We start from the raw sequence: 26,690 nt of genomic DNA on the forward strand, positions 1-26,690 counted from the left end.
CAGAAACGAGGGCATCGCCATGTCCGCCACATCCGCTGCACCCGCCGGCGCATCACCCGCCGCACCCGACGGCCCGCGCCTGACCGGCAACGGACGCCGGATGGCGGCCGTGATCGTCCTCGTCCCCATCATCGTCACGCTGGCCCTGTGGGCATTCGCCTGGCCCGCGGCCCGTAGCGCGCCGAACGACCTGCCGGTCGGTGTCGCCGGACCCACGGCGGCCGCCGCCGGAGTGGAGGAGCAACTCCAGTCACAGGGCGGCGCGTTCGAGGTCCACCGGTACGCGGACGAGGCAGCCGCCCGGGACGCGATCGAGGACCGTTCCGTATACGGCGCGGTCGTCGTGACGCAGGGCGGGCCGAAGCTTCTGACCGCCTCCGCCGCCGGACCCGTCGTGTCCCAGCTGCTCACCCAGGCGGTGACGGCGCAGGCGCCCGAAGGGACGCAGGTGGCGACCGAGGACGTGGTCGCGGCCCCGGAGAACGACCCGCGCGGCGCCGCGCTCGGCGCGAGCGTGATGCCCATGGCGATCGCCGGAGTCGCGGCCGGCGCGGTGGTCACCGTGCTCGGGCTGCGCGGGATGCGGGCGGCCCTGGCGCTGGCGGTGACCGCCGCGGTGGTCGGCGTCGTCGCCGTCGCCCTGACACACAGCTGGCTCGGGGTACTCACGGGCAACTGGTGGGCGGAAGCAGGTGCGTTCGGCCTCGCCGCGCTCGCGATCAGTGCGACCGTGGCAGGGCTCGCGGCGCTCCTCGGGTCCGCCGGGATCGGTCTGGGAGCGTTCCTCATGGTCCTGCTGGGCAACCCCTTCTCCGGTGTCACGTCCGCCCCCGAGCTCCTCCCCCAGCCGGTCGGCATGATCGGCCAGTGGCTGCCGCCCGGAGCCGGCGGCACGCTCATGCGCTCGGTGTCGTTCTTCGACGGCGCCGGAGGTGCCGGACCCGCCGTCACTCTCGGCATCTGGGCCGCGGTCGGCCTCGTGGCGGTACTCATCGGCGCACGTTCGCGCCGTAGCTCCGGGTCACGCCCGGCTCAGGCACCGGACACCGCCGCAGGGGCCCAGCCGCAGGGCGTACAGGTGTCCTGACCGGTCGCGCGCCCGCCTGCGGGGGTTGACCCCGAGCCCGCGCCCCCGCAGATCCCACCACCGACCCACGGACCGACCGTGCGCCCTCGCTGTAGCGGACGAGGGCGCACGGTCTTGCTGTACGCGGCACGGCCGCGTTCCTACGAGTAGCGGTCACGCCCTGTCCGCAATGCCTGAGACGGTGATCGGGCATCCGCGTCCCGTGGCAGCACCGGCCACCGGGCACGACCCGAAGGGCCCACCGCTGTGAGTACCGCACGACCGCACGTCCTCGACACCCGAGCCCTCAACCGGGCGACCCTCGCCCGGCAGCTGCTGCTCGAACCGTCCGACGCACCGGTCCAGGACGCCGTACGGCACGTCGGCGGACTGCAGGCCCAGGAACCGCAGGAACCCTTCGTCGCACTCTTCTCCCGGCTGCGCGCCTTCGATCCGGCAGCGCTGTCGGAGCTGCTGGTCGAACGGCACCTGGTGCGAACCCATCTCATGCGCCGCACCGTCCATCTGGTCACAGCCGACGACGCCCTCGCCTGGCGGGCCCGGCACGACGCGATGCTGCGCCAGCGCGTGCTCTCGACGTACCGCCGCGAACTCGGCCACCTGCGCGACGCGGACCTCGACGAACTCGCCACCAAGGGACGGGCGTTGATGTCCGACGGCGAGCCGCGCACCATGTCGGGTCTGGTACGCGAGGTGATGGCCGGCCACCCGACACCGCATCCGCGCGCAGTCGGCGAACTGCTCATCCCCTCCCTGCTCCCGGTGGCCCAGATCCCGCCCCGCGGCCTGTGGCGCACCAAGGCGGGCGTCCAGAACGTCCTGCTCTCCTCCTGGCTCGGCCGCGATGTCGACCCGCCGACGACGGACGGCACCGACCCGGTCGGCCGGGCACTCGTCCTGCGCTACCTGGCCGCGTTCGGCCCGGCCGCCACCGCGGATCTGCGGTCCTGGTCCGGCCTCTCCGGTCTGCCCGCCGCCGTGTCGGCCGTACGCGACGAACTCGTCAGTTTCCGCGACGAGCGCGGCCGCGAGCTACTCGATCTGCCCGACGCACCGCGCCCCGATCCGGACACCCCGGCGCCGGTCCGCTTCCTGCCGGCGTTCGACAACGCGCTGCTCGGTTACGACGACCGCAGCCGGATCGTGGACGACGCCCACCGCGGCCTCTCCGTCGCCGGTGAGCGTGTGGTCCTGCTCGACGGCCGGGTCGCGGCGACCTGGACCGTCGAGGACGGCACGGTCGCGGTCACCCCGCTGCGCCGCTTCTCCCGGTCCGACCGTACGGCCGTGGGCGAGGCCGGCCGGTCGATGGCGGCCTTCCTGTCGGACGGCGAGCACGGGCGCACACGCGTGGGGGCCTCACCCCGCTGACGGACCGGAGGCCGCGCGCCCGAGGACACCGCCTACGAAGCGCCCGGCGCCCGGTGTTCCGCCGTGATGCCGAAGCGCCCGCGTTCGCCTGCAGCAGAGCCCGGGGCGTCGACCGCGGACACCGAGCGGACCACGACCTCCTCCGCCGGCTCCGCCAGCTCTTCGAGTTTCTCCAGGTCGGCGGCCGAGACGAGGGCCACGAGCGGCTTGCCGTGGCGGGTCACGACGACGCGTTCACCGCCGTACACCACGCGATTGATGAGGTCGGCGAGCTCCGCCCGGGCTTGCGTCACCGGAATCTCGTAGGCCATGCTCCCCATCATAACGTCATGTACGTCCTGTACATTTTTTACAGAGGCCTCGGGGCGGCCCGATCCGGCCGCCCCGGTACCGACGGAGGAGGCGCTTCGCCATGCACCGACCGTCCGCCCGCTACGTCCTGCCCGAGTTCACCGAACGCACCAGCTCGGGCACGCGCACCATGGACCCGTATTCGAAGCTGCTCGAGGAGCGCATCGTCTTCCTCGGCACCGCCATCGACGACACCTCGGCCAATGACGTGATGGCGCAGTTCATGCACCTCGAGCACGCCGCTCCGGACCGGGACATCTCGCTGTACATCAACTCCCCCGGCGGCTCGTTCAGCGCGATGACCGCGATCTACGACACGATCCGGTTCGTCACCTGCGACGTGGAGACGGTCTGCCTGGGCCAAGCCGGCTCGGCCGCCGCGGTCCTGCTCGCGGGCGGAACCCCGGGCAAGCGCCTGGCACTTCCGAGCGCGCGCGTGCTGATCCATCAGCCGTCGTTCGCCGAACCGGTCGAGGGCCAGGCCACCGACCTCGCCATCCAGGCGGACGAACTCCTGCGCACCAGGCGGCTGCTCGAGGAGATGCTGGCCCGGCACAGCGGCCGGAGCGCCGGGCAGATCTCCGCCGACATCGAACGGGACAAGGTCCTCGACGCCCCGGCCGCCCTGGAGTACGGCCTGATCGACCGCATCGTCGCGAACCGATCCGCCCAACTCGCCGACCCGGGCCGGGGGTGAAGGCGTCGTGCTGCCACCGGAGTTGCCCGCCCTGCCCGCATTGACGCGAGCGGAAGGCGAGTTGATCGACCGCTATCTCGAAGTCCTCGACCTGGTGGGCCGGATCAACCCGGCGCGGAGCCGCGACACCTACAGCGGTCTGCGCGCCGCACAGGCCCTGGTCACGAAATCCGCTGCGCTGCGCGACGCGCTGAACCGGATGCACACACGGGGCGAAACAGAGATCCACGCGGCAACACTCGCCCGAGCCCTGCGCATTCTGGACGGCGAGCGGCGGGCCGGGCGGATCGCCGTACCACCGAAGCCGCCCAACTGACCTCCGGCGCAACTCGAACGCGCCGCGCGGCCGCGAAGTCCCGCACAGGCGCCCGGAGCCGCTTCCCGATCACTCGCTACGCGCCCGCGACACCGGTCGGTTCGGCCAGACGGGCTCGCCCGCACGATGTATTCCTGTCCGGCCGGGAGCGACCAGAAGATTTGCGGGCCACCGTCGGGCACTTTCCGGAATCTCACATTCCGTCGCAGGTCGAGGCATCGCACGACGCAGGCCGAAGATCAACAAATCGGCGCCGCCCACCCGTTCAGGCCATCGGCACCGGTCTGGATGTTCAGTCGTTTCAACCGGGAATCGGACCGGTTCATGCAGCAGGATCCCTTCCGACGACAAGCCCCCGCCACAGCGACGGGGCGGTCCGGGCGGACGCCGAGTCCTGCCGCCGCCCGGATGTCAGGTCGACAGCAGTGGACCGGCAGGAGTGGAGGACCCGAGCAACACGGAGCACATCGCTCCTCGGGGTGAAGCCGCACAGCGGCCGGGCATCTTCGTTGGCCCGAATCCGACAGGTCATCCTTCACAGGCGGCTGACGAAGGGTTGCGCATGACTGCGCGTCACCGTGTTCCTTCCCTGCTCACCCGGGCCGGCACCGCCTCGGCCCTCACTCTCGCCGCCATCGGCGGCACCGTCGCGGCGCCGGGAGCCGCGACCGAGGCAGAGGCCGCCTCGCACTCCGCCAAGGCCCTGAAGGTCGCCGCCTCGAAGAAGGGCTCCCCGTACCGCTACGGAGCAGCGGGCCCCCAGCGGTTCGACTGCTCCGGCCTCACGCTCTACTCCTTCAAGCGGGCCGGCAAGAAGCTGCCGCGCACCGCAGCCCAGCAGTACAACCGCACCCGGCACATCTCAGCCGGCCAACGCCAACGTGGCGACCTGGTGTTCTTCCACTCGGGCCGCAACGTCTACCACGTCGGCATCTACGCCGGGAACGGGCGGATCTGGCACTCGCCGAAGACCGGTGACGTGGTGCGTCTGCAGAAGATCTGGACCAAGGGCGTCTGGTACGGCCGGGTCCGCTGACCGGGGCGCGCGGGGTTCCGCGGCCCGGATTCGCGCGCCGGTGACGGCGGCGTACGCGAAGCGCTCGCGGCGGGTGGCCGGGGTCGTACCCGGCGGCCCGCCCTCGGGCGGCGCCCCTGCCGCCGGCCCCGGCGCGAGGCTCAGCGCAGGCCGAAGCTCGCGGCCCAGGCGGACACGTCGGCGGTCGTGGCATTGCCTCCGCAGACGACCAGGCCGAGACGGGCGTCAGGGCCGACCCGCTCCAGGACGCGGCGGGCCGCGGGAAGCAGACATCCGGCGGCCGGTTCGGACCACACCTTGGCGTGCTCGGCCAGGTCCAGGACGCCCTGCACCGCTTCGGCGTCGCTGACCGTGAGTACGTCCTCGACCAGGGCGTGGACATGCTCGTAGGTGAGCTGCGAGGCGCTGGGGGCACTCAACGTCGAGACGATCGAGGACAGTTCCACCGGCACCGGCCCGTCCGCCTCCAACGCTTCGGACATGGCCCGGGCGCCCTCCGTCTCCACGCCCCAGACACGCAGCCCCGGGCGGCGGGCGCGCAGCGCGGTGGCGACGCCGGCGATCAGGCCTCCGCCGCCGATGCTGACCACCACATCGGTCAACGCCCCGGCGTCCTCGGCGAACTCCAGACCCACCGTGCCCTGACCGGCGACGACCACGGGATCGTCGAAGGGGTGGACCAGGGTGAGGCCCTTGACGCGCAGCTCCTCGACGAGGGCGAAGGCGCCGTCCATGGTGTCGGCGAGGATCACACTCGCTCCGGCGGCCTCGGCGGTCTCGACCGCGCGGGTGGGCGCGGACCTCGGCATCACCACGGTCGCCTCGATACCGAGTGCGCCGGCCATGACGGCGATGGCGATGCCGTGGTTGCCGCCACTGACGGCCACCACGCCGGCGGCTCGTTCCGCCTCGTCCAGCGTCAGGAGCCGGGACGTCGCTCCGCGCGCCTTGAACGAGCCGGTGCGCTGCAGGAGTTCGAGCTTGGCGGCGACGGGTGCACCGAGCAGCGCGGAGAGCCCGGGGCTCGGCACCGTCGGGGTCCGCACCACATGCCCGGCGATCCGCTCGGCCGCGGCTTCCACATCCCCGACACTGATCAACACATCCGCCTCCGGAACACGATCGGATCCACGCGGCGGCCCCGGCCCGTCCGGACGACCCGGCCGGCCCGCGCGCGTTCTGTGATCATCCTACGCCCGGTGTACCCGCCACGTTCCGTGCTCCCGAGGGTCCGGTACGTGGCCACCCGTCGCGCGTACGGCACACGCGCGGGGCACCACCGGGAGGCTCCAACCCGTCTGCGCCGCAGGGCGGTTCAGCCCTTCACGGGAGCGGTCCAGGGCAGTGCGATCCAGATGGTCTTGCCGCCCTCGGCGGTGGGTGTCACCGAGAGTCTGCCGCCGGATTCGGCGGTGAGCCAGCGGATGATCACCATGCCGCGGCCGTTGTCCTGCTGCACGGCGGCGGGCAGTCGCTGGGGCCAGCGGGGGTGACTGTCGGTGACACCGATACGCAGTTGCTCGTCCCGTGCGAGTTCAAGATCCACCGTGAAGGTGGGCGACTTGCCGAAGGTGTGCTGGACCGCGTTCGTCACCAGTTCCGAGACGATCAGGCGCACCGTGTCCGCCGCGTCCGAGTCCGCCGGCATCCCCCACTCGGTGAGGACGGTCGACACGTACTTCCGTGCCGAGGAGACCGAGGCGGGATCGCTCGGCAGCGTGACGGATGCTTCCTGATGATCTGCCATGGCGACGCTGTCCCTTTCCCACCGGAACCGTCTCTCGGCGCGCAGCGGAGTTGCGCCGGACCGGCACCGGACTGGTGCTTCGCGCCAGACTCCCACTCCGGGGCGGTCGAGGGCGACGATCCGCCGGGATATGCATATATCTGTCGCTCGAAGCGGTGAACTCTGCGACGGAAGAACGTATTTGGACGCCGGACTGACGCAGCGGCGCCCGAGCGGGAGACTGACGTCCGACAAGAGCCGCGCCGGAAGCGAATCGAGCGGCCGGAAGGAGCCGGGCAATGCACTACGGTCCCGCGGTGCGCCGCCGCAAGCTGGGCGCCGAACTGCGCACCCTGCGTGACCGCGCGGGCCTCACCAGCGGAGCGGCCGCACGACTCGTCGGCTGGCACCAGTCGAAGGTCAGCCGGATCGAGACGGGACGCAGCGCGGCGAAGCCGGCGGACGTGCGCATGCTGCTCGACGCCTATGACGTGACGGATCCTCAAGCCCGTGCCCTGCTCGAGGCGTTGGCCGGTTCGGACGACGAGCGCGGCACCAGGCACCAGTGGTGGCACGCGTACAAGGGGCTGCTGCCGCCCGAGTACCGCGACTACATCAGCCTGGAGGCGCAGGCCTGCCGGATCAGCACGCTGGAGACCTCGGTGGTGCCGGGGCTGCTGCAGACCCCCGACTACGCGCGTGCGGTGACCCGGGCCGCGCTCGACGGGCTGCCGCAGAGCCGGATCGACAAGTTCGTCGAAGTGCGTTTGGCCCGGCAGGAAGTGCTGAACGGCGATCCTCCGCTGGAACTGAGCGCCGTACTCGACGAGGCGGTGCTCCGTCGCCCGGTGGGCGGCTACCGGGTGATGGCCCGTCAACTGCAGTGGCTGGGCGAGGTCGCACGGCGGCCGCACGTCAGTCTGCAGGTGCTGCCGTTCGCCGCGGGAGCCCACATCGGTCTCACCGGCCCCTTCGTCATCTTCTCGTTCCCGGACATCGCCGACCTCGACGTCGTAGTTCTCGACCACCTGACGAGTAGCCTCTACCTCGAGCGGAAAGAAGACTTGAAGGCCTATTCCGAGGCCTTCAACTCCCTGCAGGAGCACGCACTTTCGGCACAGGACACGTTGGACTTCATCGCCGGCACGGGCGGTGGCGCGTAAGGAGGCACGATGACGAAGCCGCCTCGGCACGTACTCTCCAGCACGGTTCTGAACAGCGCGACACACGGTGCGCGGTGGCAGCGCAGCAGCCGCAGCACCGGGATGAACAACTGCGTCGAGACCGCCGGTCTCGAACGCGGTCCGCTGAGCGGGAAGCTCGCGGTGCGCGACTCGAAGTACGTCGCGGGTCCCGCGCTGCTGTTCTCCCCGGCCACCTGGGGCACCTTCCTCGACGCCGTCCGGGGCGAGGCGTTCCGTACGTACGACTGAATCCGTCCCCAGGGAGAACGGCGCCACCGGCGCCCGTACCGTCCGCGGTACGGGCGCCTCCGTATGGTCGGCGAAGAGCCAGCGCCGGGCGCGTCTGCGACAGCGCCTCCGTCAGTCCTGGACCTGGGAGGCGCCCAGGTAGCCGTCGGCGAGGGAGCGGGCGACGGTGACGCTGTCGACGAGCGGGTGCAGGGCGAAGGCCGCCACCGCCTGCTGCCGCGACCCGTCCAGGGCTGCGGCGATCACGTGACGTTCGACGTCCTTCACCTGGGCCATCAGGCCGAGCTGGTGGAGATCGGGACGGTCGGTGGTGAGCGGGTGGACGCCGCTCGCGTCGACCAGTGTCGGCACCTCGACGACACAGTCGTCCGGCAGTCCCTGGACCGTGCCGTTGTTGCGGACGTTGAGGATCATCGTCTGCCGCTCGTCACGGCTGATCGCGGCCATCACGCCGAGCGCGACACCGGCGTATCCCTCGTCCCCCGAGACGGCGGCCCCAGTCGTGCTGCCGCCGTCGGAGCGTGCCTCGGCCATGTACGAGGCACTGCGCCGCTCGACCGTGGAGCGCCACAGTCCGGCGAGACCGCCCTCCGGGCCGTGCGCGCTCGCGTTCCGATAGAAGTCGGTCTGCGAGGTGCGCAGTTGTTCGCCGCGGGTGGCGCCGGCCTCGCGGATCGCGTGCACCGCGTCCCGGTTGAAGTAGTAGTAGTACAGGTACTCGTTGGGGATCGAGCCCAGGGTGCGGATCCAGTCCGCGCCGAAGATGCGGCCCTCCTCGAGCTCGCCGAGCAGCGCGTCGTCGGCCAGCAGCTCCGGCAGTACGTCCCGGCCGTCGTACAGCAACCCGCGCAGCCAGCCGAGGTGGTTGAGGCCGACGTAGTCCATTCGCAGCCGCGCGGGGTCGAGCCGCATCAGGCGCGCGACGCGCCGGCCGAGGCCGGAGGGTGTGTCGCAGATGCCGAGGACTCGGTCGCCGAGCACCGTCTGCATGGCCTCGGTGATGATGCCGGCCGGGTTGGTGAAGTTCATGACGTACGCGTCCGGGGCGAGCTTCTTGATCGTCCTCGCGGCCCTGGTCATCACCGGGACGGTGCGCAGTGCGTACGCGAGTCCGCCGGGGCCGGTGGTCTCCTGGCCCAGGACACCGTGCCCGAGTGCGACATGTTCGTCGCGGCAGCGGCCGTCGAGACCGCCGACCCGCAGGGCGGCGAAGACGAAATCGCTGCCCTCGACGGCCGTCTCGAGCTCCAGGGTGGGCCGGATCACCGGAGCGTCCGGACGGCCCTCGGCGAGCTCGGTGAGGATCGCGACCATCGTGCGCAGGCGCGTCTCGTCGATGTCGTGCAGCGCGACCTCCTCGACGCGCGGAGCGCCCCGGTCGCGCAGCAGCGCCTGGTAGACGTGCGGGGTCCGGAATCCGCCCCCGCCGAGGATGCTGAGCTTCATACGACGGTGACCTCCCCACCGGCGTCCCGGCAGAGTGCGAGGGTGGAATCCGGCGCGCCGGTGGTGGTGACGACCGCGTCGATGTCGTCGAGCGCACAGAGCCGGAGCGCGCCGGAGCCGGGGAACTTGGTCTCCGAGGCGAGCAGCACGACCCGGTCGGCGGCAGCGATCATGGACTGTTTGATCGGGGCCTCGACGGCCATGTTGTCGACCACGCTTCCGTTGGCGCGCACGCCGGTGCACGACAGGAAGAGGATGTCGGCGCTCACGTGGCGGACGGCGAGTTCGGCCAGTGACCCGACGAGGCTGCGGTAGTTGCGCCGTACGACACCGCCGAGGAGGACGACGCGGACCGCCTCGTCCTCACGGAGTTCGTCGAGTACGGCCAGGTTCGAGGTGACGACCGTGATGTCCCGGCCGCGCAGCCGCCGGGCGATCAGCGGGGTCGTGGTGCCGATGTCGAGCAGCACGACGCTCTGATCGGGCACCATCGCGGCCGCCGCGTCGGCGAGCCGGATCTTCAGTTCGACGTCGAGGGTCTCGTCGTAGGGCAGTTCGGCCTCACCCTGCCCGTGGTCCTGCACGGTGGCGCGGGGTTTGAGTACCGCACCGCCGTAGGTACGGGTGAGTTCGCCGTTGCGGTCGAGGAGTTCGAGGTCACGGCGGATGGTCGACTCACTGACGGACAACTGCTCGGCGAGCTGTCGCACGGAGGCCGCACCCGTGGTGCGCAACGCGTGGAGTATGTGGTCTTGCCGTTCCCGCAGGATCATGACAATACTCTAGCCGCACTTGCGTGACTTCAGGCAAACTCGGTCAGAACTCAGGCGGAAGTGCGGGGTGTTGGTGATCGCGATCGGCCAAGTGCCCGCAATTCCCGCGGAGCGTGCGCGAGTTCACGCATCTGCGCTCAGCGTCCGCGGTTGCTCCACGACGACCAGAAGGAGACGACGTGCCCGACCCGAGTCCCATCGCCGGCGGGGATCTGCTGTTCGTCGGCGACGTCTTCTGCGATCTGGTCCTCGGCGGAGTGGAGATGCCGAAGCCGGGTGCCGAGGTGTACGCAGACAGCTTCGCCCTCTCCCCGGGCGGCGTCGCCAACCGTGCCGTGGCGGCGGCCCGGACCGGCGCCCGCACGCGCCTGCTCGGGCAGCTCGGCGACGACCCGCTCGGCCATCACATGTATGACGTCCTCGCGGCCGAACCCCGCCTCGACCTCACCCTGTTGGAGCGGGTGCCGGGGCTGCGTTCCCCGGTGACCGTGGCGCTCACCGGAGCGCACGACCGCAGCTTCATCACCTATCAGGAACGGCGGGAGAAGCTGCGATCCGGCCCGCCGCCGGCGCTCGGTCCCGACCCCGTCGGCGCCCTGCACATCGGCATGGAGCAGCCACTGCCCAGCTGGGTGGCCCACCTCCGGGCGGCTGGGACCACGGTCGTCGGCGGGGTGGGCCACGACCCGGACGAGGACTGGTCCCCGGCCGTACTCGGCCGGCTCGCCCACACCGACGTCTTCGTACCGAACGACGTCGAGGCGATGCGCTACACCCGTACCGACGACCCCGTCGCGGCGGCGAAGGCGCTCGCCGAGCACGTGCCCCTGGCCGTCGTCACGCGCGGCCGGCACGGTGTCGTCGCGGTCGACTCGGCGCAGGGCACGCTCACCGAGATCCCCGCAGTGCCGGTCACCGCCGTCGACCCCACGGGTGCGGGCGACGTGTTCGTAGCTACCTTCATGGCTGCCGCACGGCACAGCTGGACCCTGGCCGAACGGCTCCGCTACGCCACCCTCAGCGCCGCACTCTCGGTCACCGGCCACGGCGGCGCGGCAGCCGCACCGCGTCCGCCCGACCTGGCCCGCTTCCTCGCGGCTCGCCGCAACGGGCATGGGACGGAAGGCGATTGGTCCTTCCTCACGTCCGTCCTGGACCGGGAGGCGAGGCGATGAGACGCCGCTCTCTGCCCGCCGCAGGCGCCGGCGTACTCCTCTCTCTGACCGGCTGCGCCCCCGGAGGCTTCAACGCCGAGCGCAGCCGGCCCACGACCGGTCCGGTCTCCAAGAACCTGGGCAACGACCGCATCACCCTGCACGTCTGGGACCAGAACACCGACGAGGGCCCCGACCAGGCGCAGCGAGCGCTCAACCGGGCCTTCGAGAAGCGGCATCCGCACATCCGGATCGAGCGCGTCGCCAGGGCGTTCGGCGACCTGAAGATGACCCTGCGGCTCGCGCTCTCGGGTGAGCACCCGCCGGACGTGGTGCAGGCGAACCAGAGCTACCCGGACATGGGCGCCTTCGTGAAGGCCGGCCTGCTCCGCCCGCTGAACGACTACGCCCGCCTCTACGGCTGGGACACCTACTACCCGTCCAGCCTGCTGAAGCTCAACTCCTTCTCCCCGGACGGCCGTACGTGGCAGGGCCGCGACCTGTACGGCATCTCCCAGACCGGCGAACTCGTCGGCCTGTACTTCCATCCGGGAGTCCTCCGGGAGGCAGGGGTCCAGGAGCCCCCGCGTACGGTGGCCGACCTCACCGACGCGCTGCACAAGGTGAAGGCCACCGGCACCCTGCCCCTCGCCTTCGGCAACGTCGAGGCGTTCCCGGGCATCCATCTCTACGGGTTCGTCCACTCCGCACTGGCCGGGCGGCAGAAGGCCAACGACCTGGTGACGGCGTCCGGCGGGGCCTGGACCGATCCGGAGCCGGTCGAGGCGGCGCAGGTGATCCACGACTGGAGCGCGCGCGGCTACGTCACCTCCGGCGCGAACGGCATCAGCACGGATGACGCGCTGGCCGACTTCCGCCGCGGCCGGGCCGCCTTCCACATCAGCGGCACCTGGCAGGAGGCCCCGCTCACCGGAGCCGGCATCGGCTTCACCGTGCTCACCCCGCCCGGCTCGCCCACCCCCGTCACCATGGGCGGCGAAGGGCTCCCGTTCGCGATCACCGCCAGGTCGAAGCACCCGGACGCCGCCGCCGCGTACATCGACTTCGTCTCGGGCGCGACGGCCGCGCCCGTCCTGGCCAAGTCCGGCAACCTCCCCGTCGTCGAGCCGCGGAGCCGGACCCGGAGCCGTCTCGCCACCGACATCACGCGCGCCTACCAGCGGATCTCGAAGGCGAACGCCGTCACGCCGTACCTCGACTACACGACCCCCACCTTCTACGACACTCTCACTGCCGGGATGCAGGACCTGCTCGCCGGTGAGAAGTCTCCCCGAGAGTTCACCCGGGCCCTGCAGACCGACCACGCCGACTTCCGGGAGAGCAACCGATGACCGGGCGGCGCACGAGGCGCAGCCGAGCCGGATACCTGTACGTGCTGCCCGCGGTTCTCGTCTTCGTCGCCTTTCTCGGCTACCCGCTGGTGCAGACGCTCCAGTACTCCTTCTACGACTGGGACGGACTGTCCCCGGCTACCTGGGCCGGCTGGTCGAACTACGCATCCGTCCTCACGGACGAGACGCTGCGCGAAGCGTTCGGTCACGCGTTGGTGCTCATGGTGTTCTTCGCGGGACTTCCGGTCCTCGTCGCGCTCCTGCTGACGGCGGTCCTCTCGCGGGCGAACGCGCTGCGCGGCATGGGCTTCTTCCGCAGTGTGCTCTTCCTGCCGCAGGTGATCGCCTCGGTGGTGACGGCGACGATCTGGGTGTCCATCTACGCCCCGGACGGCCTGCTCAACAGCGCGCTCGACGCGGTCGGCCTCGGCTCGCTGGCCCGGGTGTGGCTCGCCGACTACGCGACCGCGCTCCCCGCGATCGGATTCGTCGGGACCTGGCTGAACACCGGCCTGTGCCTGGTGCTGTTCCTCTCCGGGGTCGGTTCCGTCCCGCCGTCGCTGTTCGAGGCCGCCCGGCTGGACGGCGCCGGCCCGGTGCGCGAGTTCTTCGCCATCACCCTGCCGGCGCTGCGCGGGCAGATCGCCGTGGCCCTGACGCTCACCGTCACCTCGGCGCTCAAGACCTTCGACCTGGTCTACGTGACCACCTCGGGCGGTCCGGGAAATCAGACGAAAGTGCCCGCGTACGAGGCCTATCACCGTGCGTTCGGCACCGGGGAGGTCGGCCTGGCCGCAGCCGTCGCAGTCACCCTCGCCCTCGTCATCCTGCTCGTGACGGCCCTGATCAGGCGGCTGCAACCGAAGGAGTCGGCATGAGGATCCCGGCGCGTGAGAAGACGGTCGCCTATGTGATTCTCTCGGTCTTCGCGCTGTTCGCCGTCGTCCCCCTGGTCGGGGTGGTGTTCTCGGCGGTGACCCCCGCCGCGGAGAACCACGGTGCCTTCGCCCTGCCCACCCGGATCGACCTCGGCAACTTCGCGACGGCCTGGACCGAGGGCATGCTCAGCAGCTACCTGGTCTCCAGCGTGCTCGTCACCGCCTGCGTGGTGGTGCTCACCTCGGTGCTTGCGGTCCTCGCCGGGTTCGCCTTCGCCCGGCTGGACTTCGCCGGTTCGGAGGCGATCTTCTTCGTGCTGCTCGCCGGTCTGGTGCTGCCGGCGGAGGCGTTCGTGATCCCGCTCTACTTCAACCTCAGCAGCGTGGGACTGATCGACACCTACGAGGCGTTGATCCTGCCGCAGACCGCCCAGTCCCTCGGTTTCGCGGTGTTCTGGATGCGCAACCACTTCCGGTCCTTTCCGGACGAGATCATCGAGGCGGCCCGGATGGACGGGGCGAGCGACCTGCGCGTCCTGTTCCGCGTCATGGTGCCCTCCTCCGTCGCACCGATCGTGACGATGTGCGTTCTGGTCGGCATGTGGACCTGGAACGAGTTCCTGCTGCCTCTGGTACTCGTCACCAGCGAGGACCACCGGACCGCTCCGCTCGGCCTTGCGTTCTTCAAGGGCTCCCACGTGACCGACTACTCCCTGCTGTCGGCCGGCGGCGTTCTCGTCGCCCTGCCGATCGTCGTCGCCTACGTCTTCCTCCAGAAACGGTTCATCTCCGGAATGCTCGACGGATTCGGCACACGCTGAAAGGAGCACGCCATGAAACGACCGGAAAAGCCAAGGCAGTTGGGGATGCAGAGAGAATCCAGGACCCGGCGACTGACCGTCGCGGTGGCCGCCGGAGCCCTGGTGGCTTCCGTCGTCGCGGCGGGCCATCCCTCCGCCGCTCAGCCCGACGCGCAGGAGGCCTCGGTCGGTGCGCACTTCGACCAGCAGATCGCCACCTCGAGCAACCTGATGTTCGGCCTGTCCTCCTGGCCGAAGATCGACCCCCGGTACGCCGAGCAGGTCGCCGACTCCGGGGTCACCATCGCCCGTTCCGACGTCTATCTCTACGACATCATCCCCAGCCGTGAGGTCTTCGAGAAGGACCCCGCGGACTGGAACTGGCACCCGGAGAAGCCCACCGAGACCACCAATGACGACGACATCGACGCCTTCAACGACCAGGGAGTTCAAAGGATGTTGATCATCCACGGCTTCCCGGAGTGGATGGGCACCGAGGGCCAGACCCCCACCTGGGACGGCTTCGACGACTCCCTGCCCGTCACCGACCACGAGGCGCTCGGCGAGGCGTACAAGCAGGTCTTCGCGCACTACCTCGACAAGACCGACTACTTCGAGATCGCGAACGAGCCGGACTTCGCCATGGAGTACGAGGACTACGCCGACATCTACAAGTCCGCGCTGGCCGGGATGAACCAGGTCAGCACCGACAAGCCGGTGGGCCCGCAGATCGGAGACTCCGAACCCGAATGGTTCGAGCGGCTGCTCGCCGACCCCGAGATCGGCCCGGACATCGACTTCGCGGACTGGCATTCGTACGGGGATGACTGGAGTGCGAACGCCGGCGCCTACCGGGACGTGAGCGCCGCCGCAGGCCGCGAGGACATGCCGCTCTTCGTCACGGAATGGAACTGGTCGCCGTCGTTCGAGGACGACGACCCGCTCAACCGCGACAGCCCGGAGGCCATTTCGTATGCCGGCATGAAGCTCTCGGGGATGATGGATGCCGGAGTGCACGGCGCCATGCTGTTCGGCAGCAACGACGCGCCGGACTCCTTCGACGCGGAGCTGCGGCCGCCGTTCGCCTTCATCGACAGTGAGGGCAACCTGGCGCCGAAGTCCGCCGCCTTCCGGCTGCTGTCCACGTCACTCGGTCTCGGCACCGGTGAGAACCGCATCATGCACACCACCGACAGCGGAGTCAGCGCGAGTTGCTCCGCGATCAACGCGGACGGGCAGCGGGTCGCCTGGGCGATCAACGACACCGGACAGACGGTCACCTCCTCGCTCACCCTCGAGAGCACCGGCGCCTCCGGCGACGTCAGCCTCGCGCACTACGTCGCCTCCGAGGACAACGACGCAGCGGAGCCGACGGACACCGAGACCCTGTCCGTCGATCCCGACGGCCGCGTGGACACGACGCTCACGCTGCCGCCGCACTCGATCCACGGTGTCGTCCTCGACAACTAGCTAGTCGCCCCGCGCGCCTGCGGGCGCGGTGGCGTCGACCACCGCGAGTGCCCGGGCGATCTGCTCGTCGGTGAGGTCGGCGCGGGCGGTGAAGCGGAGCCGGGAGATGCCGTCCGGCACCGACGGCGGGCGGAAGCAGCCGACCACCACGCCCGCTTCGCGACAGTCCGCCGCCCACCGGAACGCGGCCTCGGGTGAAGGAGCACGCACCGAGACGACGGCCGCGTCCGGGCGCGCCGAATCGAAGCCCGCCGCGGTGAGCCGCGCGTACAGCTCGTGCGCCACCTGCCGGGCGCGCGCGGCCCGGTGCGGCTCGTCGCGCAGCACGCCGAGTGCGGCCCGCGCCGCTCCCGCGGCGGCGGGTGCGAGGCCCGTGTCGAAGATGAACGTCCGCGCCGTGTTCAGGAGATGAGCGATGACCCGGGCAGGTCCGAGCACGGCACCACCCTGGCTGCCGAGCGACTTGGACAGCGTGATCGTGGCGACCACGTCCGGCGCACCGGCGAGGCCGGCCACATCGGCCGCGCCCCGGCCCCCGCTGCCGAGCACCCCGAGCCCGTGCGCGTCGTCGAGCAGCAGTCCGGCGCCGAACTCGCGGCAGAAACGGGCCGTTTCGACGAGCGGTGCAGCGTCGCCGTCGACGGAGAACACCGAGTCCGTGACCACCAGCCCCTCGCCGACGTGGGTCGCGAGGGCCTTGCGTACGGCGTCGGGGGCGGCGTGGGCGACGACCGAGGTGGTGCCGCGGGCCAGACGGCAACCGTCGATCAGGGAGGCGTGGTTGCCGGCGTCGGAGACGATCAGGGTGCCGTGCGGGGCCAGCGCGGTGACCGCGGCGAGGTTGGCCGCATAGCCGGAGGACAGCACCAGGGCCGCCTCGAATCCGCTGAACTCGGCGAGTTCCGCCTCCAGTCGGGTGTGCAGTGCGGTGGTGCCGGTGACCAGGCGGGAACCGGTCGCGCCGCCGCCCCAGACGTGTGCGGCATCCGCGGCGCCGGCGACGACGTCGGGGTGGCGGGTGAGCCCGAGGTAGTCGTTGCCCGCCAGATCCAGGGCGTCCGTGTGGGGCGCGCGCGGCCGCAGTACGCGTTCCAGGCCGGCGCTGCGGCGCCGGTCGGCCTGCCCGTCGATCCAGTCGAACGGCGCGCGGGGCCTGCTCGCATCCCTGTGCATCGGCCGTCCCTCGTGTCGGGGGCGGCCGGGCGGACCGGTCACCCGTGGGTCGTTCCACGGTCGTCGGCCCGCGGTGCGTTTGTCGGCAGTCAACAGACACTAGCCGGAGAATCGCCAGGCCAGTGTGTGGTAATACCCACACCTCCACCGCCGTCGATTGTGTGGTTCCTACTTGGCCCGGGACGGCGCCGTAAGCAAGGATCGGATCCCATGGACCTGCTGAACACGCTGGTGGACAAGGGGCTTCGGCGCGAGCTGCCGACCCGTGACGAGGCGCTCGCCGTACTGGCGACGACGGACGAGGAACTCCTGGATGTGGTGGCCGCGGCGGGCCGTGTGCGCCGCCAGTGGTTCGGACGCCGGGTGAAACTCAACTACCTGGTGAACCTCAAGTCAGGCCTGTGTCCCGAGGACTGCTCGTACTGCTCGCAGCGGCTCGGTTCCCAGGCCGACATCCTCAAGTACACCTGGCTGAAGCCCGATGAGGCCTCGGAAGCGGCGGCCGCCGGAGTCGCCGGTGGCGCCAAGCGGGTCTGCCTGGTGGCGAGCGGCCGCGGCCCCACCGACCGCGACGTCGACCGGGTGTCGCGCACCATCGAGGCCATCAAGTCACAGCACGAGGACGTGGAGGTGTGCGCCTGCCTCGGGTTGCTGTCGGACGGCCAGGCGGACCGGCTGCGCACCGCCGGCGCCGACGCGTACAACCACAACCTGAACACCTCCGAGGGCACGTACGGAGAGATCACCACCACTCACACGTACCAGGACCGGGTCGACACCGTGCAGCAGGCGCAGACCGCCGGTCTGTCCGCGTGCTCCGGACTGATCGCGGGCATGGGTGAGAGCGACTTTGACCTCGTCGATGTGGTCTTCGCGCTGCGTGAACTCGACCCGGACTCGGTGCCGGTCAACTTCCTGATCCCGTTCGAGGGCACCCCGCTGGGCAAGGAGTGGAACCTCACTCCGCAGCGCGCTCTGCGGATTCTCGCCATGGTCCGCTTCGTCTGCCCCGATGTGGAGGTGCGTCTGGCGGGCGGGCGCGAGGTCCACCTGCGCACGCTGCAGCCGCTGGCGCTGCATCTCGCCAACTCGATCTTCCTGGGCGACTACCTGACCAGTGAGGGACAGGCCGGCTCCGCGGACCTCGCGATGATCGCCGACGCCGGGTTCGAGGTGGAGGGCGCCGACACCGTGACGCTGCCCGAGCATCGGGCCGACGTCGCCAAGGCCGGTGGGTGCGGTTCGCACGGCGGTGGCTGCGGGTCGCACGAGGAGGACGGCTGCGGCACGCACGCGGGGCACGGACCGTGCGGTTCCACGGCCCCGGCCGAGGATCCGGTCGCCGCGGGCGAGGCCCGTACCGACCTCGTCGCCGTCCGCCGCCGTGGCGCGGGAACGGACCTCGCGCCCAATGCCTGAGCTGTCCACGGCCGAACTGCTCGCGCTCGACCGGCAGCACGTGTGGCATCCCTACGGTCCGATGCCGGGCCGCCAGGAACCGCTCGTCGTCGAGTCGGCCTCCGGAGTGCGGCTGCGTCTCGCCGACTCGGGCACCGAACTCGTCGACGGCATGTCCTCGTGGTGGTCGGCGATCCACGGCTACAACCACCCGGTCCTCAACGACGCGGTGCGCGGCCAGCTCGACCGGATGAGTCACGTGATGTTCGGAGGGCTCACCCACGAACCGGCCGTACGTCTGACAAAGCGCCTTGTCGACATGTCACCCGACGGCCTTGAGCACGTGTTCCTGGCTGACTCGGGCTCCGTGTCCGTCGAGGTGGCCCTCAAGATGTGCCTGCAGTACTGGCGTTCGCTCGGCCGCCCGGCCAAGCAGCGGCTCGCCACCTGGCGCGGCGGGTACCACGGGGACACCTGGCAGCCGATGTCCGTGTGCGACCCGGACGGCGGGATGCACGAGCTGTGGTCCGGTGCGCTGCCGCGCCAGGTCTTCGCCGACGCCCCGCCCGCCGAGTACGACGAGACGTATGCGGACCATCTGCGGGCCACCGTGGAGCGCCATGCGGACGAACTGGCGGCCGTGGTGGTGGAGCCGGTCGTGCAGGGCGCGGGCGGGATGCGGTTCCACTCCCCCGCCTATCTGCGGGTGCTTCGGGAAGCCTGCGACGCACACGACGTCCTGCTCGTCTTCGACGAGATCGCCACCGGGTTCGGGCGTACGGGCGCACTGTTCGCGGCGGATCATGCCGGGGTCACGCCCGATGTGATGTGCGTGGGCAAGGCTCTGACGGGCGGCTACCTCACGCTGGCCGCGACCTTGTGCACACCGGGGGTCGCCGAGGGGATCTCGCGCGGTGAGGTGCCCGTGCTCGCGCACGGGCCGACGTTCATGGGCAACCCGCTTGCGGCCGCGGTCGCCGACGCGTCCCTCGGACTGCTCACCGGACAGGACTGGCAGACCGAGGTGAAGCGGGTGGAGAGCGGGCTGCGCGAAGGGCTCGCGGCGGCCTCGGAGTTGCCCGGCGTACGGGATGTGCGGGTGCTCGGCGCGATCGGCGTGGTCCAGCTGGACCACGAGGTCGACATGGCGGCCGCGGGACGGGCCGCGGTCGCGGAGGGGGTGTGGCTGCGGCCGTTCCGCGATCTGGTGTACACGATGCCGCCGTACGTCACCGGCGACGAGGATGTCGCACGGATCTGCCGCGCGGTGTGCGCGGCGGCCGAGGCGGGCCGGGCCGGCCGATGACAGGGAGAGCGAGGGCGGTCGTATGACGGTCGTGGTGGTGACGGGTACCGGCACGGAGATCGGCAAGACGGTGACCGTGGCCGCTCTCGCGTCCGTCGCGGCCGCCGCAGGTCGGTCGGTCGCGGTACTGAAGCCGGCCCAGACCGGTGTCGCCGCAGGTGAGGACGGTGACGTGGCGGAGGTGCTGCGTCTGGCCGGTCCGGCCGTGACCGGCGCCGAGCTGGCCCGCTATCCCGATCCGCTTGCTCCCGCGACGGCGGCCGCGCGCGCCGCACGTCCGGCCGTGCGCCCGGCGGAGATCGCCGAGGCGGCGGAGAAGCTGGCCGCCTCGCACGATCTGGTCCTCGTCGAGGGCGCGGGCGGGCTGCTCGTACGGTTCGACGCGGAGGGAGGCACGCTCGCGGACGCTGCGACGCTGCTGCGTGCACCGGTACTCGTCGTGGCGGCCGCCGGTCTCGGCACGCTGAACACGACCGCGCTGACGACGGAGGCACTGCGGTCCCGCTCGCTGTCGGCGCTCGGGGTGGTGGTCGGCAGCCTGCCGGCGCGGCCGGACCTCGCCGCGCGCTGCAATCTGGCCGATCTGCCGGAGGTCGCCGGGGCTCCGCTGCTCGGCGCGCTGCCGGAGGGTGCGGGAGCGCTGGACGTGCCGGATTTCCGTGCACGGGCCGGCAGTTGGCTGGCGGCGGAGTTGGGCGGGTCCTGGGATGCGGAGGCGGCGCGGGCCGAGTTCGCGTGACAGGTCGAGGGGGGCGCCGACGGCCGCAGTCTCACGCGCGCGGCCTGTACGCCGGTGTTCCCGCGAGCTGACACCACGGGTCCAGGCCGCAGGGGCGAGATCCACCCCCGGGCAGAGGCGGAATATCCACCTGGGAGCCGAGACCGATTCCGCGTTCGTGGAGCAGAATGGGTGCGTTGCCGCAGCCGGAGGGATCTCCATGGCACCACTTCGTTCCAGACAGTCCCAGCGACCCCGGGAATCCGAGCGCGCCAAGCGATCCGGGGCATCCAAGGATGCCGTGCACCATCCTGTATTCGCGCGGGTGTACGCCCGCCAGAGCGTGGCTTCCGAGCGTGTCGTGGCGCCGTACCGCAGGGAGTTGCTGGCCGGGCTGTCCGGTCGGGTCATCGAGATCGGCGCGGGGAACGGACTCAATTTCTCCCATTACCCGAGCTCGGTCTCCGAGGTGGTGGCGATCGAGCCGGAGCGGCTGCTGCGGGAGATCGCGCTGACCGCGGCGCGGCGTGCCGAGGTACCGGTGGACGTGGTGCCGGCCACCGCGGAGGCGCTGCCGGTCAAGAGCGAGGCCTTCGACGCCGTGGTGCTCTGTCTGGTGCTGTGCAGTGTGCGGGACGTGCGCCGGGCGCTGGCCGAGGTGCACCGGGTGCTGCGTCCCGGGGGTGAGGTGCGGTTCTTCGAGCACGAACTGAGCCCGCAGGGGCGGGCGATGCCGATGGTCCAGCGCGGGCTCGACCGGTCCAGGGTGTGGGGGCTGTTCACCGGCGGCTGTCATGTGGCGCGTACACCGGTCGCCTCGCTCGCGGCGGCGGGCTTCGACGAGCCGGAGCACCGCCGCATGCGGCTGCCCGAGCGCGGGCCGCGTACACCCGTCTCGTACTTCGTCCTCGGTTCCGCTCGGCGTCCGGTGGCCGGGGGAGCGAACTCGCCCTGATCCGGGGCACGGTGGCGATGTCGTGATCCGGGCGGGTTCGCCCACCCGGTGGCGGCGCAGCTCCCGGCACCCCGCGTCTCGCCGGTCAACGCACGGGCGGCGATCTCCCACGCGTAGTGTCCGGAGCGGCCGGCCCGCACCCAATGCCGTCGCGCCACCCGCCCTCGTACAGAGGAGAGTTGATGCCCCGTCCCTTCCGTTTCGGAGTCAACCTGACCGATCCCGCGGACGGCGAAGCCTGGCGCGCCAAGTGCAGGCGCGCGGAGGAACTGGGGTACGACGTGATCCTGGTGCCCGACCACCTGGGCATGATGGCTCCGTTTCCGGCGCTCGTCGCCGCCGCCGAAGTGACCGAGCGGCCGAAGCTCGGCACCTTCGTACTCAACGCGGGCTTCTGGAATCCGGCCCTGCTGGCCAGGGAGATCGCCGGCACGGACGCGCTCGTCGGCGGCCGTCTGGAGATCGGCCTGGGCGCGGGGTACGTCCGCGAGGAGCATGAACGGGCGGGTCTGGAGTTCGGCTCGCCGGGCGATCGGGTGCGTCATCTGCGGCACACCGTCGACGAGTTGGACCGGCTCCTGGCGGACGACGGGTACGAGCCGCGCGGGGCGCAGCGGCCCCGGCCGCCCCTCCTGATCGGCGGAAACGGCGACCGGGTCCTGGACCTGGCGGCCGAGCGGGCGGAGACCGTCTCCTTCACCGGCGGCCGGGCCACCGAGGAAGGCATCAAGGCCCACCCTGCCGAGGCGCTGGAGGAACGCGTGAGGGCGTTCCGGGCTCTGGCGGCGCGGCACAGGAGAGATCCGGAACTGAACCTCCTGCTGCAGAACGTGACCGTCACCGACGACCGGGCCGCCGTGGCCGACTCGCTGCTCGGGCTCGCCCCCGACCTCACCCGGGACGACCTGCTGGCGATGCCGATCCTCGCCATCGGCACCGTGCCGGAGATCGTCGGCCAACTGCGGGCGCAGCGGGAGCGGTTCGGCTTCTCCTACCTCACGGTTCTCGAAGCAAACCTGGAGGCTTTCGGGCCGGTCGTGGCGGAGTTGAGCGGCGAGTGACCGTCCGGGGCTCCGCCCGTGCGGCCGTTCCCGCGTACGTGCAATCGACTGGTGTGTGGGCAGGAGCGGGTGATGGGATGCCGCCATGGAACAACCGCACCGTGCACAGACGAACGATCCGCAGATCCGGACGGCGACCGCCGACGACGTCCTCAGTGTCCTGGAGTTCTGGCGGACGGCCGCCGAGGGCACGAGCGTCAGCGACGATCCGGACGGGGTGACCCGTCTGATCTCCCGCGATCCGGACGCGCTGATCCTCGCCGAGCGGGACGGAGTGCTGGTCGGCACGGTGATCGCCGGGTTCGACGGCTGGCGCTGTCATCTCTACCGCCTCGCCGTCCACCCGGAGCACCGCCGCCGCGGGCTCTCGGCGATGCTGCTGCGGGCTGCCGAGGAACGCTTCACGGCACTCGGCGGCCGGCGCGGCGACGCCATGGTGCTGGTCGCCAACGAGACCGCGCATCCGGCCTGGCAGTCGGCGGGCTACCGCCCTCAGGAACAGTGGCGGCGCTGGACCAAGCCGCTGGGCGTCTGAGTCCGCGGCGCCCCGCTCCCCGGTCAGGCCCCGCGCCTCACCCGGCCGGTCGCGCATCGCCGCCCCTCCGTGACGGCCGCCCTCCCCGTTGATCACGGCGGCCACCGTCACCGTCGATGGGGTCCCGCGGCGCAGCCCCGGCGATGCCGTCCCCAGCCGCCGTCCCCAGCCAAGGAAAGGTGCGTGCGCTCCCCCATGGGCGACCCGTCCCGTACCGCGACCGCCCCGAACGGCGGCTCCACCGGCCCGCGCATCGGCCGCCTCTCCCACCCGTCTCCCGAGCCCGTACACCCGCTTCGCCGTCGCGCGGTCCCCAGGCCGCTGGCCGATCATGGAACGGAGGTGACCCGATGACCGAACTGCTCCTGCTCGGTGTGGCCGTCCTGCTCTGCCTGACCTGCGGCGCCTTCGTCGCGGCGGAGTTCTCGCTGACCACTGTCGAGCGCAGCGACCTCGAGCGGGCCGCGGAGCGCGGCGACCGCGGCGCGGCGAGCGCCCTCAAGGCGGTACGCAGTCTGACGTTCCAGCTCTCGGGCGCCCAGCTGGGCATCACGGTCACCAACCTGGTCGTCGGCATGCTCTCCGAGCCGTCGATCGCCAAGCTGATCGCCGGACCGCTGAGGTCGGCGGGCGTGCCCGCGTCCGCGACCTCGACGATCGCCCTGGTCATCGGCACCGCCCTGTCGACCGTCTTCTTGATGGTGGTGGGCGAACTGGTGCCGAAGAACTGGGCGATCTCCTCGCCACTGGCCGTGGCGCGCCGGGTCGCGACGCCGCAGCGCTGGTTCAGTGCGGCGTTCAAGCCGTTCATCACCCACCTGAACAACACGGCGAACCGTTCGGTGCGCCGCTTCGGCATGGAGCCCGCCGAGGAGCTGGCTTCCGCGCGCAGCCCGCAGGAGTTGGTCGCTCTGGCCCGGCACTCGGCCCAGAGCGGTGCTCTCGAGGCGGACACCGCGGAGCTGTTCGTCCGTACGCTCAACCTCGCGGACCTGACCGCGGAGAACGTGATGACGCCGCGGGTCCAGGTGATGGCACTCGACGTGCGCGCCACCGCCGAGGACGTCGCCTCCGCCACCCGGGCGACGGGCCTGTCCCGCTTCCCCGTCTACCGCTCGAGCCTGGACGCGGTGGTCGGCGTGGCCCACATCAAGGACGTTTTGGCCGTCCCCGCCGACCGCCGCGCCCGCCACCCGGTGTCCGAGTTGATGCGCGAGCCGCTCCTGGTCCCGGAGACCCTGACCGTGGACCGGCTCCTCGACCGGCTCTCCGGGCGCCGGACCATGGCGGTCGTGATCGACGAGTACGGGGGTACGGCGGGCGTCGCCACGCTCGAGGACATCGTCGAGGAGGTGGTGGGTGAGGTACGGGACGAGCACGATCCGCACGAGACGCCCGATCTGGCACCGGCCGGCGAGGACGCGGACGGGCGGCGCCTCTACTCGGCCGACGGTTCCGCCCGTACGGACCAGCTCCGCAAGATCGGCCTGCGCGCGCCGGAGGGGCCGTACGAGACGCTGGCGGGTCTGGTGGCCAGCGAACTCGGCCAGATCCCCAAGGAGGGCGACACCCTGCAGGTCGACGGCTGGCAGCTCGATGTCGTGGACGCGGCCGGACACCGGGCCGCCCGCCTGCTGCTGCACGCCCCGGCCGCCGACGCCCCCGAGCCCGGGCGCCCCGAGGAGGAGCGGCGATGATCGTCCTGCAACTGTTGATCGGCCTGGCGACGCTGGTGGTGAACGCGTTCTTCGTGGGCGCCGAGTTCGCGGTGATCTCGGTGCGGCGCAGCCAGATCGAGCCGCGCGCCGAGGCCGGCGAACGGCGGGCCCGCAGCGTGCTGTGGGGACTGCAGCACGTGTCGCAGCTCCTGGCCGCGGCCCAGCTCGGAATCACCCTGTGCACCCTGGTCCTCGGTGTCGTCGCCGAGCCGGCGATCGCACATCTGCTCGAGCCCTTGTTCGACGCGGTGGGCGTGCCGCACGGTCTGGTGCACCCGCTGTCGTTCGTGATCGCGCTGACCGTCGCCACGTATCTGCACATGCTGCTCGGCGAGATGATCCCGAAGAACATCGCACTCGCCGAGCCGGTCCGCATCGTCCTGCTGCTCGGCCCGCCGCTCGTCACCCTGACCCGCGCGCTGCGGCCGGTGATCTTCACGGTCAACGCCTTCGCCAACGCTCTGCTCAAGCTGCTGCGCGTCGAGGCCAAGGACGAGGTCGAGTCGACGTTCTCGGACGACGAACTCGCGCGCCTGGTCAAGGACTCGGGCGACGCGGGCCTGCTCGACGACCGCGCCCAGGAGCGGCTGCACGACGCCCTCGAACTGGGCCGCCGTCCGGTACGGGACGTGGTGCTGCCGTTGGAGCGGCTGGTGTACACGGAGGTCGGGGTCACGCCGGAGGAGCTGGAGGAGCTGTCGGCGCAGTCCGGTTTCTCGCGGTTCCCCGTGGTGGACGAGGGGCGCCGCATCGTCGGCTATCTGCACGTCAAGGACGCGCTCGACGCGATGCCGCGCGATCTGCCGTTCTCGGTACGGGACATGCGGTCGATCGCCCGGGTCCGCGCGGACACCCCGCTCGACGACGTGATGAGCGCGATGCGCCGCAGCCGCACGCATCTGGCGGCCGTCCTCGGGAACGACGGGCGGCTCGAGGGCCTGGTGACGATGGCGGACGTGCTGCGGGAGCTGTTCGGCCAGCCGGTGTGAGCAGGCGGGCGCGCAGCGGTCAACCCGTGCGCCGTCCCGACGTACCGGCCGGTACGTCGGGACGGCGCACGGGTTAACATCGACTCCGCCATGGAGATCAATGCCACCTACACCAGTCTGGTCGCCGTCGGCGACTCGTTCACCGAAGGCATGTCGGACCGGTTGCCCGACGGCAGCTACCGCGGCTGGGCCGATCTGCTCGCCGCGCGCCTCGCCGCCCGGCAGCCCGGCTTCCGCTACGCCAATCTCGCCGTACGCGGCAAGCTGATCGGCCAGATCGTCGAGGAACAGATCGACGTCGCCGCGGCCATGCACGCTGACGTGGTGACCCTCGTCGGTGGCCTCAACGACACCTTGCGGCCGAAGTGCGACATGGGCCGGGTGAAGGCGCTTCTCGACGAGGCGGTCGAGAAGCTCGCCCCGTCCTGCAAGCAGCTCGTCCTGATGCGCAGCCCCGGCCGGCAGGGCCCGGTGCTCGCACGCTTCAGGCCGCGGATGGAGGAGCTGTTCGCCCATATCGACGACCTGGCCGGCCGGCATGGCGCGCAGGTCGTCGACCTCTACGGCAGCGCCGTGCTCGGCGACCAGCGCATGTGGGACGTCGACCGGCTGCACCTCACGGCGGACGGGCACCGCAGGGTGGCCGCGGCCGTCGGCGAGGTGCTCGGCCTCGACTCGGAGTTCGACTGGCGCGCCCCGCTGCCGCCGGGGGTGCCGCCGCGCTGGGCGTCCCGCCGGGTCGACGACGCCCGCTTCGCGCGCGAGCACCTGCTGCCCTGGATCGGCCGCCGCCTCACCGGTCGCTCCTCGGGCGACGGCCGCGCTCCCAAGCGCGGTGACCTGCTGCCGTACGAGCCGCCGTCGTCGTAGTCCGCCGGTGCGCGGGCTCAGTCCACAAGTGCTCGGGCTCCGTGCGACGGTGTGCGCCGCCTTCCCCCGCCTGCCTC

At 71.3% G+C, this 26,690-nt stretch carries 27 protein-coding genes and 1 riboswitch; of the genes, 21 read left to right on the forward strand and 6 right to left on the reverse strand.

Features of this window, described 5'->3' with window-relative positions:
• Positions 1 to 100 precede the first annotated feature (100 nt).
• Entirely contained in the window at positions 101 to 1,087 is a 987-nt protein-coding gene (locus tag DSC45_RS21795; protein ID WP_119293719.1) for an ABC transporter permease family protein, read from the forward strand.
• Between the two features lie 246 nt (positions 1,088 to 1,333).
• The gene (locus DSC45_RS21800) at positions 1,334 to 2,458 is read left to right on the forward strand and encodes a winged helix DNA-binding domain-containing protein (protein ID WP_119293535.1); all 1,125 of its coding nucleotides are present in this window, start codon (positions 1,334 to 1,336) and stop codon (positions 2,456 to 2,458) included.
• Between the two features lie 32 nt (positions 2,459 to 2,490).
• Here the strand turns inward: DSC45_RS21800 and DSC45_RS21805 are convergent, their stop codons facing one another.
• A complete protein-coding gene (locus DSC45_RS21805; protein ID WP_119293537.1) occupies positions 2,491 to 2,769 on the reverse strand; it encodes a type II toxin-antitoxin system Phd/YefM family antitoxin in 279 nt (92 codons plus the stop codon).
• A gap of 101 nt (positions 2,770 to 2,870) precedes the next feature.
• On the opposite strand from DSC45_RS21805, the gene DSC45_RS21810 reads away from it, so the two are divergent.
• The 3 genes from DSC45_RS21810 to DSC45_RS21820 all read left to right on the forward strand — a co-directional run bounded on the left by DSC45_RS21810 (position 2,871) and on the right by DSC45_RS21820 (position 4,858).
• Positions 2,871 to 3,506 carry an ATP-dependent Clp protease proteolytic subunit gene (locus tag DSC45_RS21810; RefSeq protein ID WP_119293538.1) on the forward strand — a complete coding sequence of 212 codons (636 nt, stop codon included), beginning with the start codon at positions 2,871 to 2,873 and terminating at the stop codon, positions 3,504 to 3,506.
• Positions 3,507 to 3,513: 7 nt separating this feature from the next.
• A complete protein-coding gene (locus tag DSC45_RS21815; protein WP_119293540.1) occupies positions 3,514 to 3,822 on the forward strand; it encodes a hypothetical protein in 309 nt (102 codons plus the stop codon).
• Positions 3,823 to 4,207: 385 nt separating this feature from the next.
• A riboswitch (cyclic di-AMP (ydaO/yuaA leader) is annotated at positions 4,208 to 4,381 on the forward strand.
• 3 nt (positions 4,382 to 4,384) lie between these two features.
• Positions 4,385 to 4,858 (forward strand): C40 family peptidase, encoded by a 474-nt coding sequence (locus DSC45_RS21820; protein WP_119293542.1) that lies wholly within the window; start codon positions 4,385 to 4,387, stop codon positions 4,856 to 4,858.
• Positions 4,859 to 4,998: 140 nt separating this feature from the next.
• Here the strand turns inward: DSC45_RS21820 and DSC45_RS21825 are convergent, their stop codons facing one another.
• Together DSC45_RS21825 and DSC45_RS21830 are read right to left on the reverse strand one after the other, a co-directional pair.
• Positions 4,999 to 5,958 (reverse strand): threonine/serine dehydratase family protein, encoded by a 960-nt coding sequence (locus DSC45_RS21825; RefSeq protein WP_119293720.1) that lies wholly within the window; start codon positions 5,956 to 5,958, stop codon positions 4,999 to 5,001.
• A gap of 215 nt (positions 5,959 to 6,173) precedes the next feature.
• Complete coding sequence (locus tag DSC45_RS21830) at positions 6,174 to 6,605, reverse strand: ATP-binding protein (RefSeq protein ID WP_119293543.1); 432 nt, start codon at positions 6,603 to 6,605, stop codon at positions 6,174 to 6,176.
• 278 nt (positions 6,606 to 6,883) lie between these two features.
• Between DSC45_RS21830 and DSC45_RS21835 the strand changes: the two genes are divergently transcribed.
• Together DSC45_RS21835 and DSC45_RS21840 are read left to right on the forward strand one after the other, a co-directional pair.
• Positions 6,884 to 7,747 (forward strand): helix-turn-helix domain-containing protein, encoded by an 864-nt coding sequence (locus DSC45_RS21835; protein WP_119293545.1) that lies wholly within the window; start codon positions 6,884 to 6,886, stop codon positions 7,745 to 7,747.
• Positions 7,748 to 7,756: 9 nt separating this feature from the next.
• The gene (locus DSC45_RS21840; RefSeq protein ID WP_119293547.1) at positions 7,757 to 8,017 is read left to right on the forward strand and encodes a DUF397 domain-containing protein; all 261 of its coding nucleotides are present in this window, start codon (positions 7,757 to 7,759) and stop codon (positions 8,015 to 8,017) included.
• 111 nt (positions 8,018 to 8,128) lie between these two features.
• On the opposite strand, the gene DSC45_RS21845 is transcribed toward DSC45_RS21840, so the two are convergent.
• Positions 8,129 to 9,463, reverse strand: a complete 1,335-nt coding sequence (locus tag DSC45_RS21845) for a 6-phospho-beta-glucosidase (RefSeq protein WP_119293549.1) — start codon at positions 9,461 to 9,463, stop codon at positions 8,129 to 8,131.
• Complete coding sequence (locus tag DSC45_RS21850; protein ID WP_119293551.1) at positions 9,460 to 10,236, reverse strand: DeoR/GlpR family DNA-binding transcription regulator; 777 nt, start codon at positions 10,234 to 10,236, stop codon at positions 9,460 to 9,462. Before DSC45_RS21850 ends, DSC45_RS21845 begins: the two co-directional genes overlap by 4 nt.
• Positions 10,237 to 10,415: 179 nt before the next feature.
• Here DSC45_RS21850 and DSC45_RS21855 point away from each other — a divergent pair, with 179 nt between their 5' ends.
• Genes DSC45_RS21855 through DSC45_RS21875 form a run of 5 tightly spaced genes read left to right on the forward strand, consistent with a single transcriptional unit; the run spans position 10,416 to position 15,890 of the window.
• Complete coding sequence (locus tag DSC45_RS21855; protein WP_162929297.1) at positions 10,416 to 11,411, forward strand: carbohydrate kinase family protein; 996 nt, start codon at positions 10,416 to 10,418, stop codon at positions 11,409 to 11,411.
• Entirely contained in the window at positions 11,408 to 12,742 is a 1,335-nt protein-coding gene (locus tag DSC45_RS21860) for an extracellular solute-binding protein (protein WP_119293555.1), read from the forward strand. The genes DSC45_RS21855 and DSC45_RS21860 overlap by 4 nt, the downstream gene beginning before the upstream one ends.
• Positions 12,739 to 13,620, forward strand: coding sequence for a carbohydrate ABC transporter permease (locus tag DSC45_RS21865; protein WP_119293557.1), 882 nt, complete (start codon positions 12,739 to 12,741; stop codon positions 13,618 to 13,620). Before DSC45_RS21860 ends, DSC45_RS21865 begins: the two co-directional genes overlap by 4 nt.
• A complete protein-coding gene (locus tag DSC45_RS21870) occupies positions 13,617 to 14,441 on the forward strand; it encodes a carbohydrate ABC transporter permease (RefSeq protein WP_119293559.1) in 825 nt (274 codons plus the stop codon). Before DSC45_RS21865 ends, DSC45_RS21870 begins: the two co-directional genes overlap by 4 nt.
• Positions 14,442 to 14,453: 12 nt before the next feature.
• Entirely contained in the window at positions 14,454 to 15,890 is a 1,437-nt protein-coding gene (locus DSC45_RS21875; RefSeq protein ID WP_162929298.1) for a glycoside hydrolase family protein, read from the forward strand.
• On the opposite strand, the gene DSC45_RS21880 is transcribed toward DSC45_RS21875, so the two are convergent.
• The gene (locus tag DSC45_RS21880) at positions 15,891 to 17,063 is read right to left on the reverse strand and encodes an 8-amino-7-oxononanoate synthase (RefSeq protein ID WP_119293562.1); all 1,173 of its coding nucleotides are present in this window, start codon (positions 17,061 to 17,063) and stop codon (positions 15,891 to 15,893) included.
• 210 nt (positions 17,064 to 17,273) lie between these two features.
• Here DSC45_RS21880 and bioB point away from each other — a divergent pair, with 210 nt between their 5' ends.
• From bioB to DSC45_RS21925, 9 genes are all read left to right on the forward strand, one after another.
• The gene (gene bioB, locus DSC45_RS21885) at positions 17,274 to 18,482 is read left to right on the forward strand and encodes a biotin synthase BioB (protein WP_119293564.1); all 1,209 of its coding nucleotides are present in this window, start codon (positions 17,274 to 17,276) and stop codon (positions 18,480 to 18,482) included.
• A complete protein-coding gene (locus DSC45_RS21890) occupies positions 18,475 to 19,767 on the forward strand; it encodes an adenosylmethionine--8-amino-7-oxononanoate transaminase (protein ID WP_119293566.1) in 1,293 nt (430 codons plus the stop codon). The genes bioB and DSC45_RS21890 overlap by 8 nt, the downstream gene beginning before the upstream one ends.
• Positions 19,768 to 19,789: 22 nt before the next feature.
• Positions 19,790 to 20,506, forward strand: coding sequence for a dethiobiotin synthase (gene bioD, locus DSC45_RS21895; protein ID WP_119293568.1), 717 nt, complete (start codon positions 19,790 to 19,792; stop codon positions 20,504 to 20,506).
• A 199-nt stretch (positions 20,507 to 20,705) separates the two neighbouring features.
• Positions 20,706 to 21,440: a class I SAM-dependent methyltransferase gene (locus DSC45_RS21900; RefSeq protein WP_119293570.1), complete on the forward strand. Its 735-nt coding sequence runs from the start codon at positions 20,706 to 20,708 to the stop codon at positions 21,438 to 21,440.
• Positions 21,441 to 21,622: 182 nt separating this feature from the next.
• Positions 21,623 to 22,501, forward strand: coding sequence for a TIGR03621 family F420-dependent LLM class oxidoreductase (locus tag DSC45_RS21905; protein WP_119293572.1), 879 nt, complete (start codon positions 21,623 to 21,625; stop codon positions 22,499 to 22,501).
• 85 nt (positions 22,502 to 22,586) lie between these two features.
• Positions 22,587 to 23,036 (forward strand): GNAT family N-acetyltransferase, encoded by a 450-nt coding sequence (locus DSC45_RS21910; RefSeq protein ID WP_119293574.1) that lies wholly within the window; start codon positions 22,587 to 22,589, stop codon positions 23,034 to 23,036.
• 350 nt (positions 23,037 to 23,386) lie between these two features.
• Positions 23,387 to 24,733: a hemolysin family protein gene (locus DSC45_RS21915; RefSeq protein ID WP_119293576.1), complete on the forward strand. Its 1,347-nt coding sequence runs from the start codon at positions 23,387 to 23,389 to the stop codon at positions 24,731 to 24,733.
• Positions 24,730 to 25,743, forward strand: a complete 1,014-nt coding sequence (locus DSC45_RS21920) for a hemolysin family protein (RefSeq protein ID WP_119293578.1) — start codon at positions 24,730 to 24,732, stop codon at positions 25,741 to 25,743. The genes DSC45_RS21915 and DSC45_RS21920 overlap by 4 nt, the downstream gene beginning before the upstream one ends.
• 90 nt (positions 25,744 to 25,833) lie before the next feature.
• Entirely contained in the window at positions 25,834 to 26,613 is a 780-nt protein-coding gene (locus DSC45_RS21925) for an SGNH/GDSL hydrolase family protein (protein WP_119293580.1), read from the forward strand.
• Positions 26,614 to 26,690: the final 77 nt, after the last annotated feature.

Source organism: Streptomyces sp. YIM 130001 (genome assembly GCF_003574445.1).
In the GTDB taxonomy this organism is placed as follows: domain Bacteria; phylum Actinomycetota; class Actinomycetes; order Streptomycetales; family Streptomycetaceae; genus Streptomyces.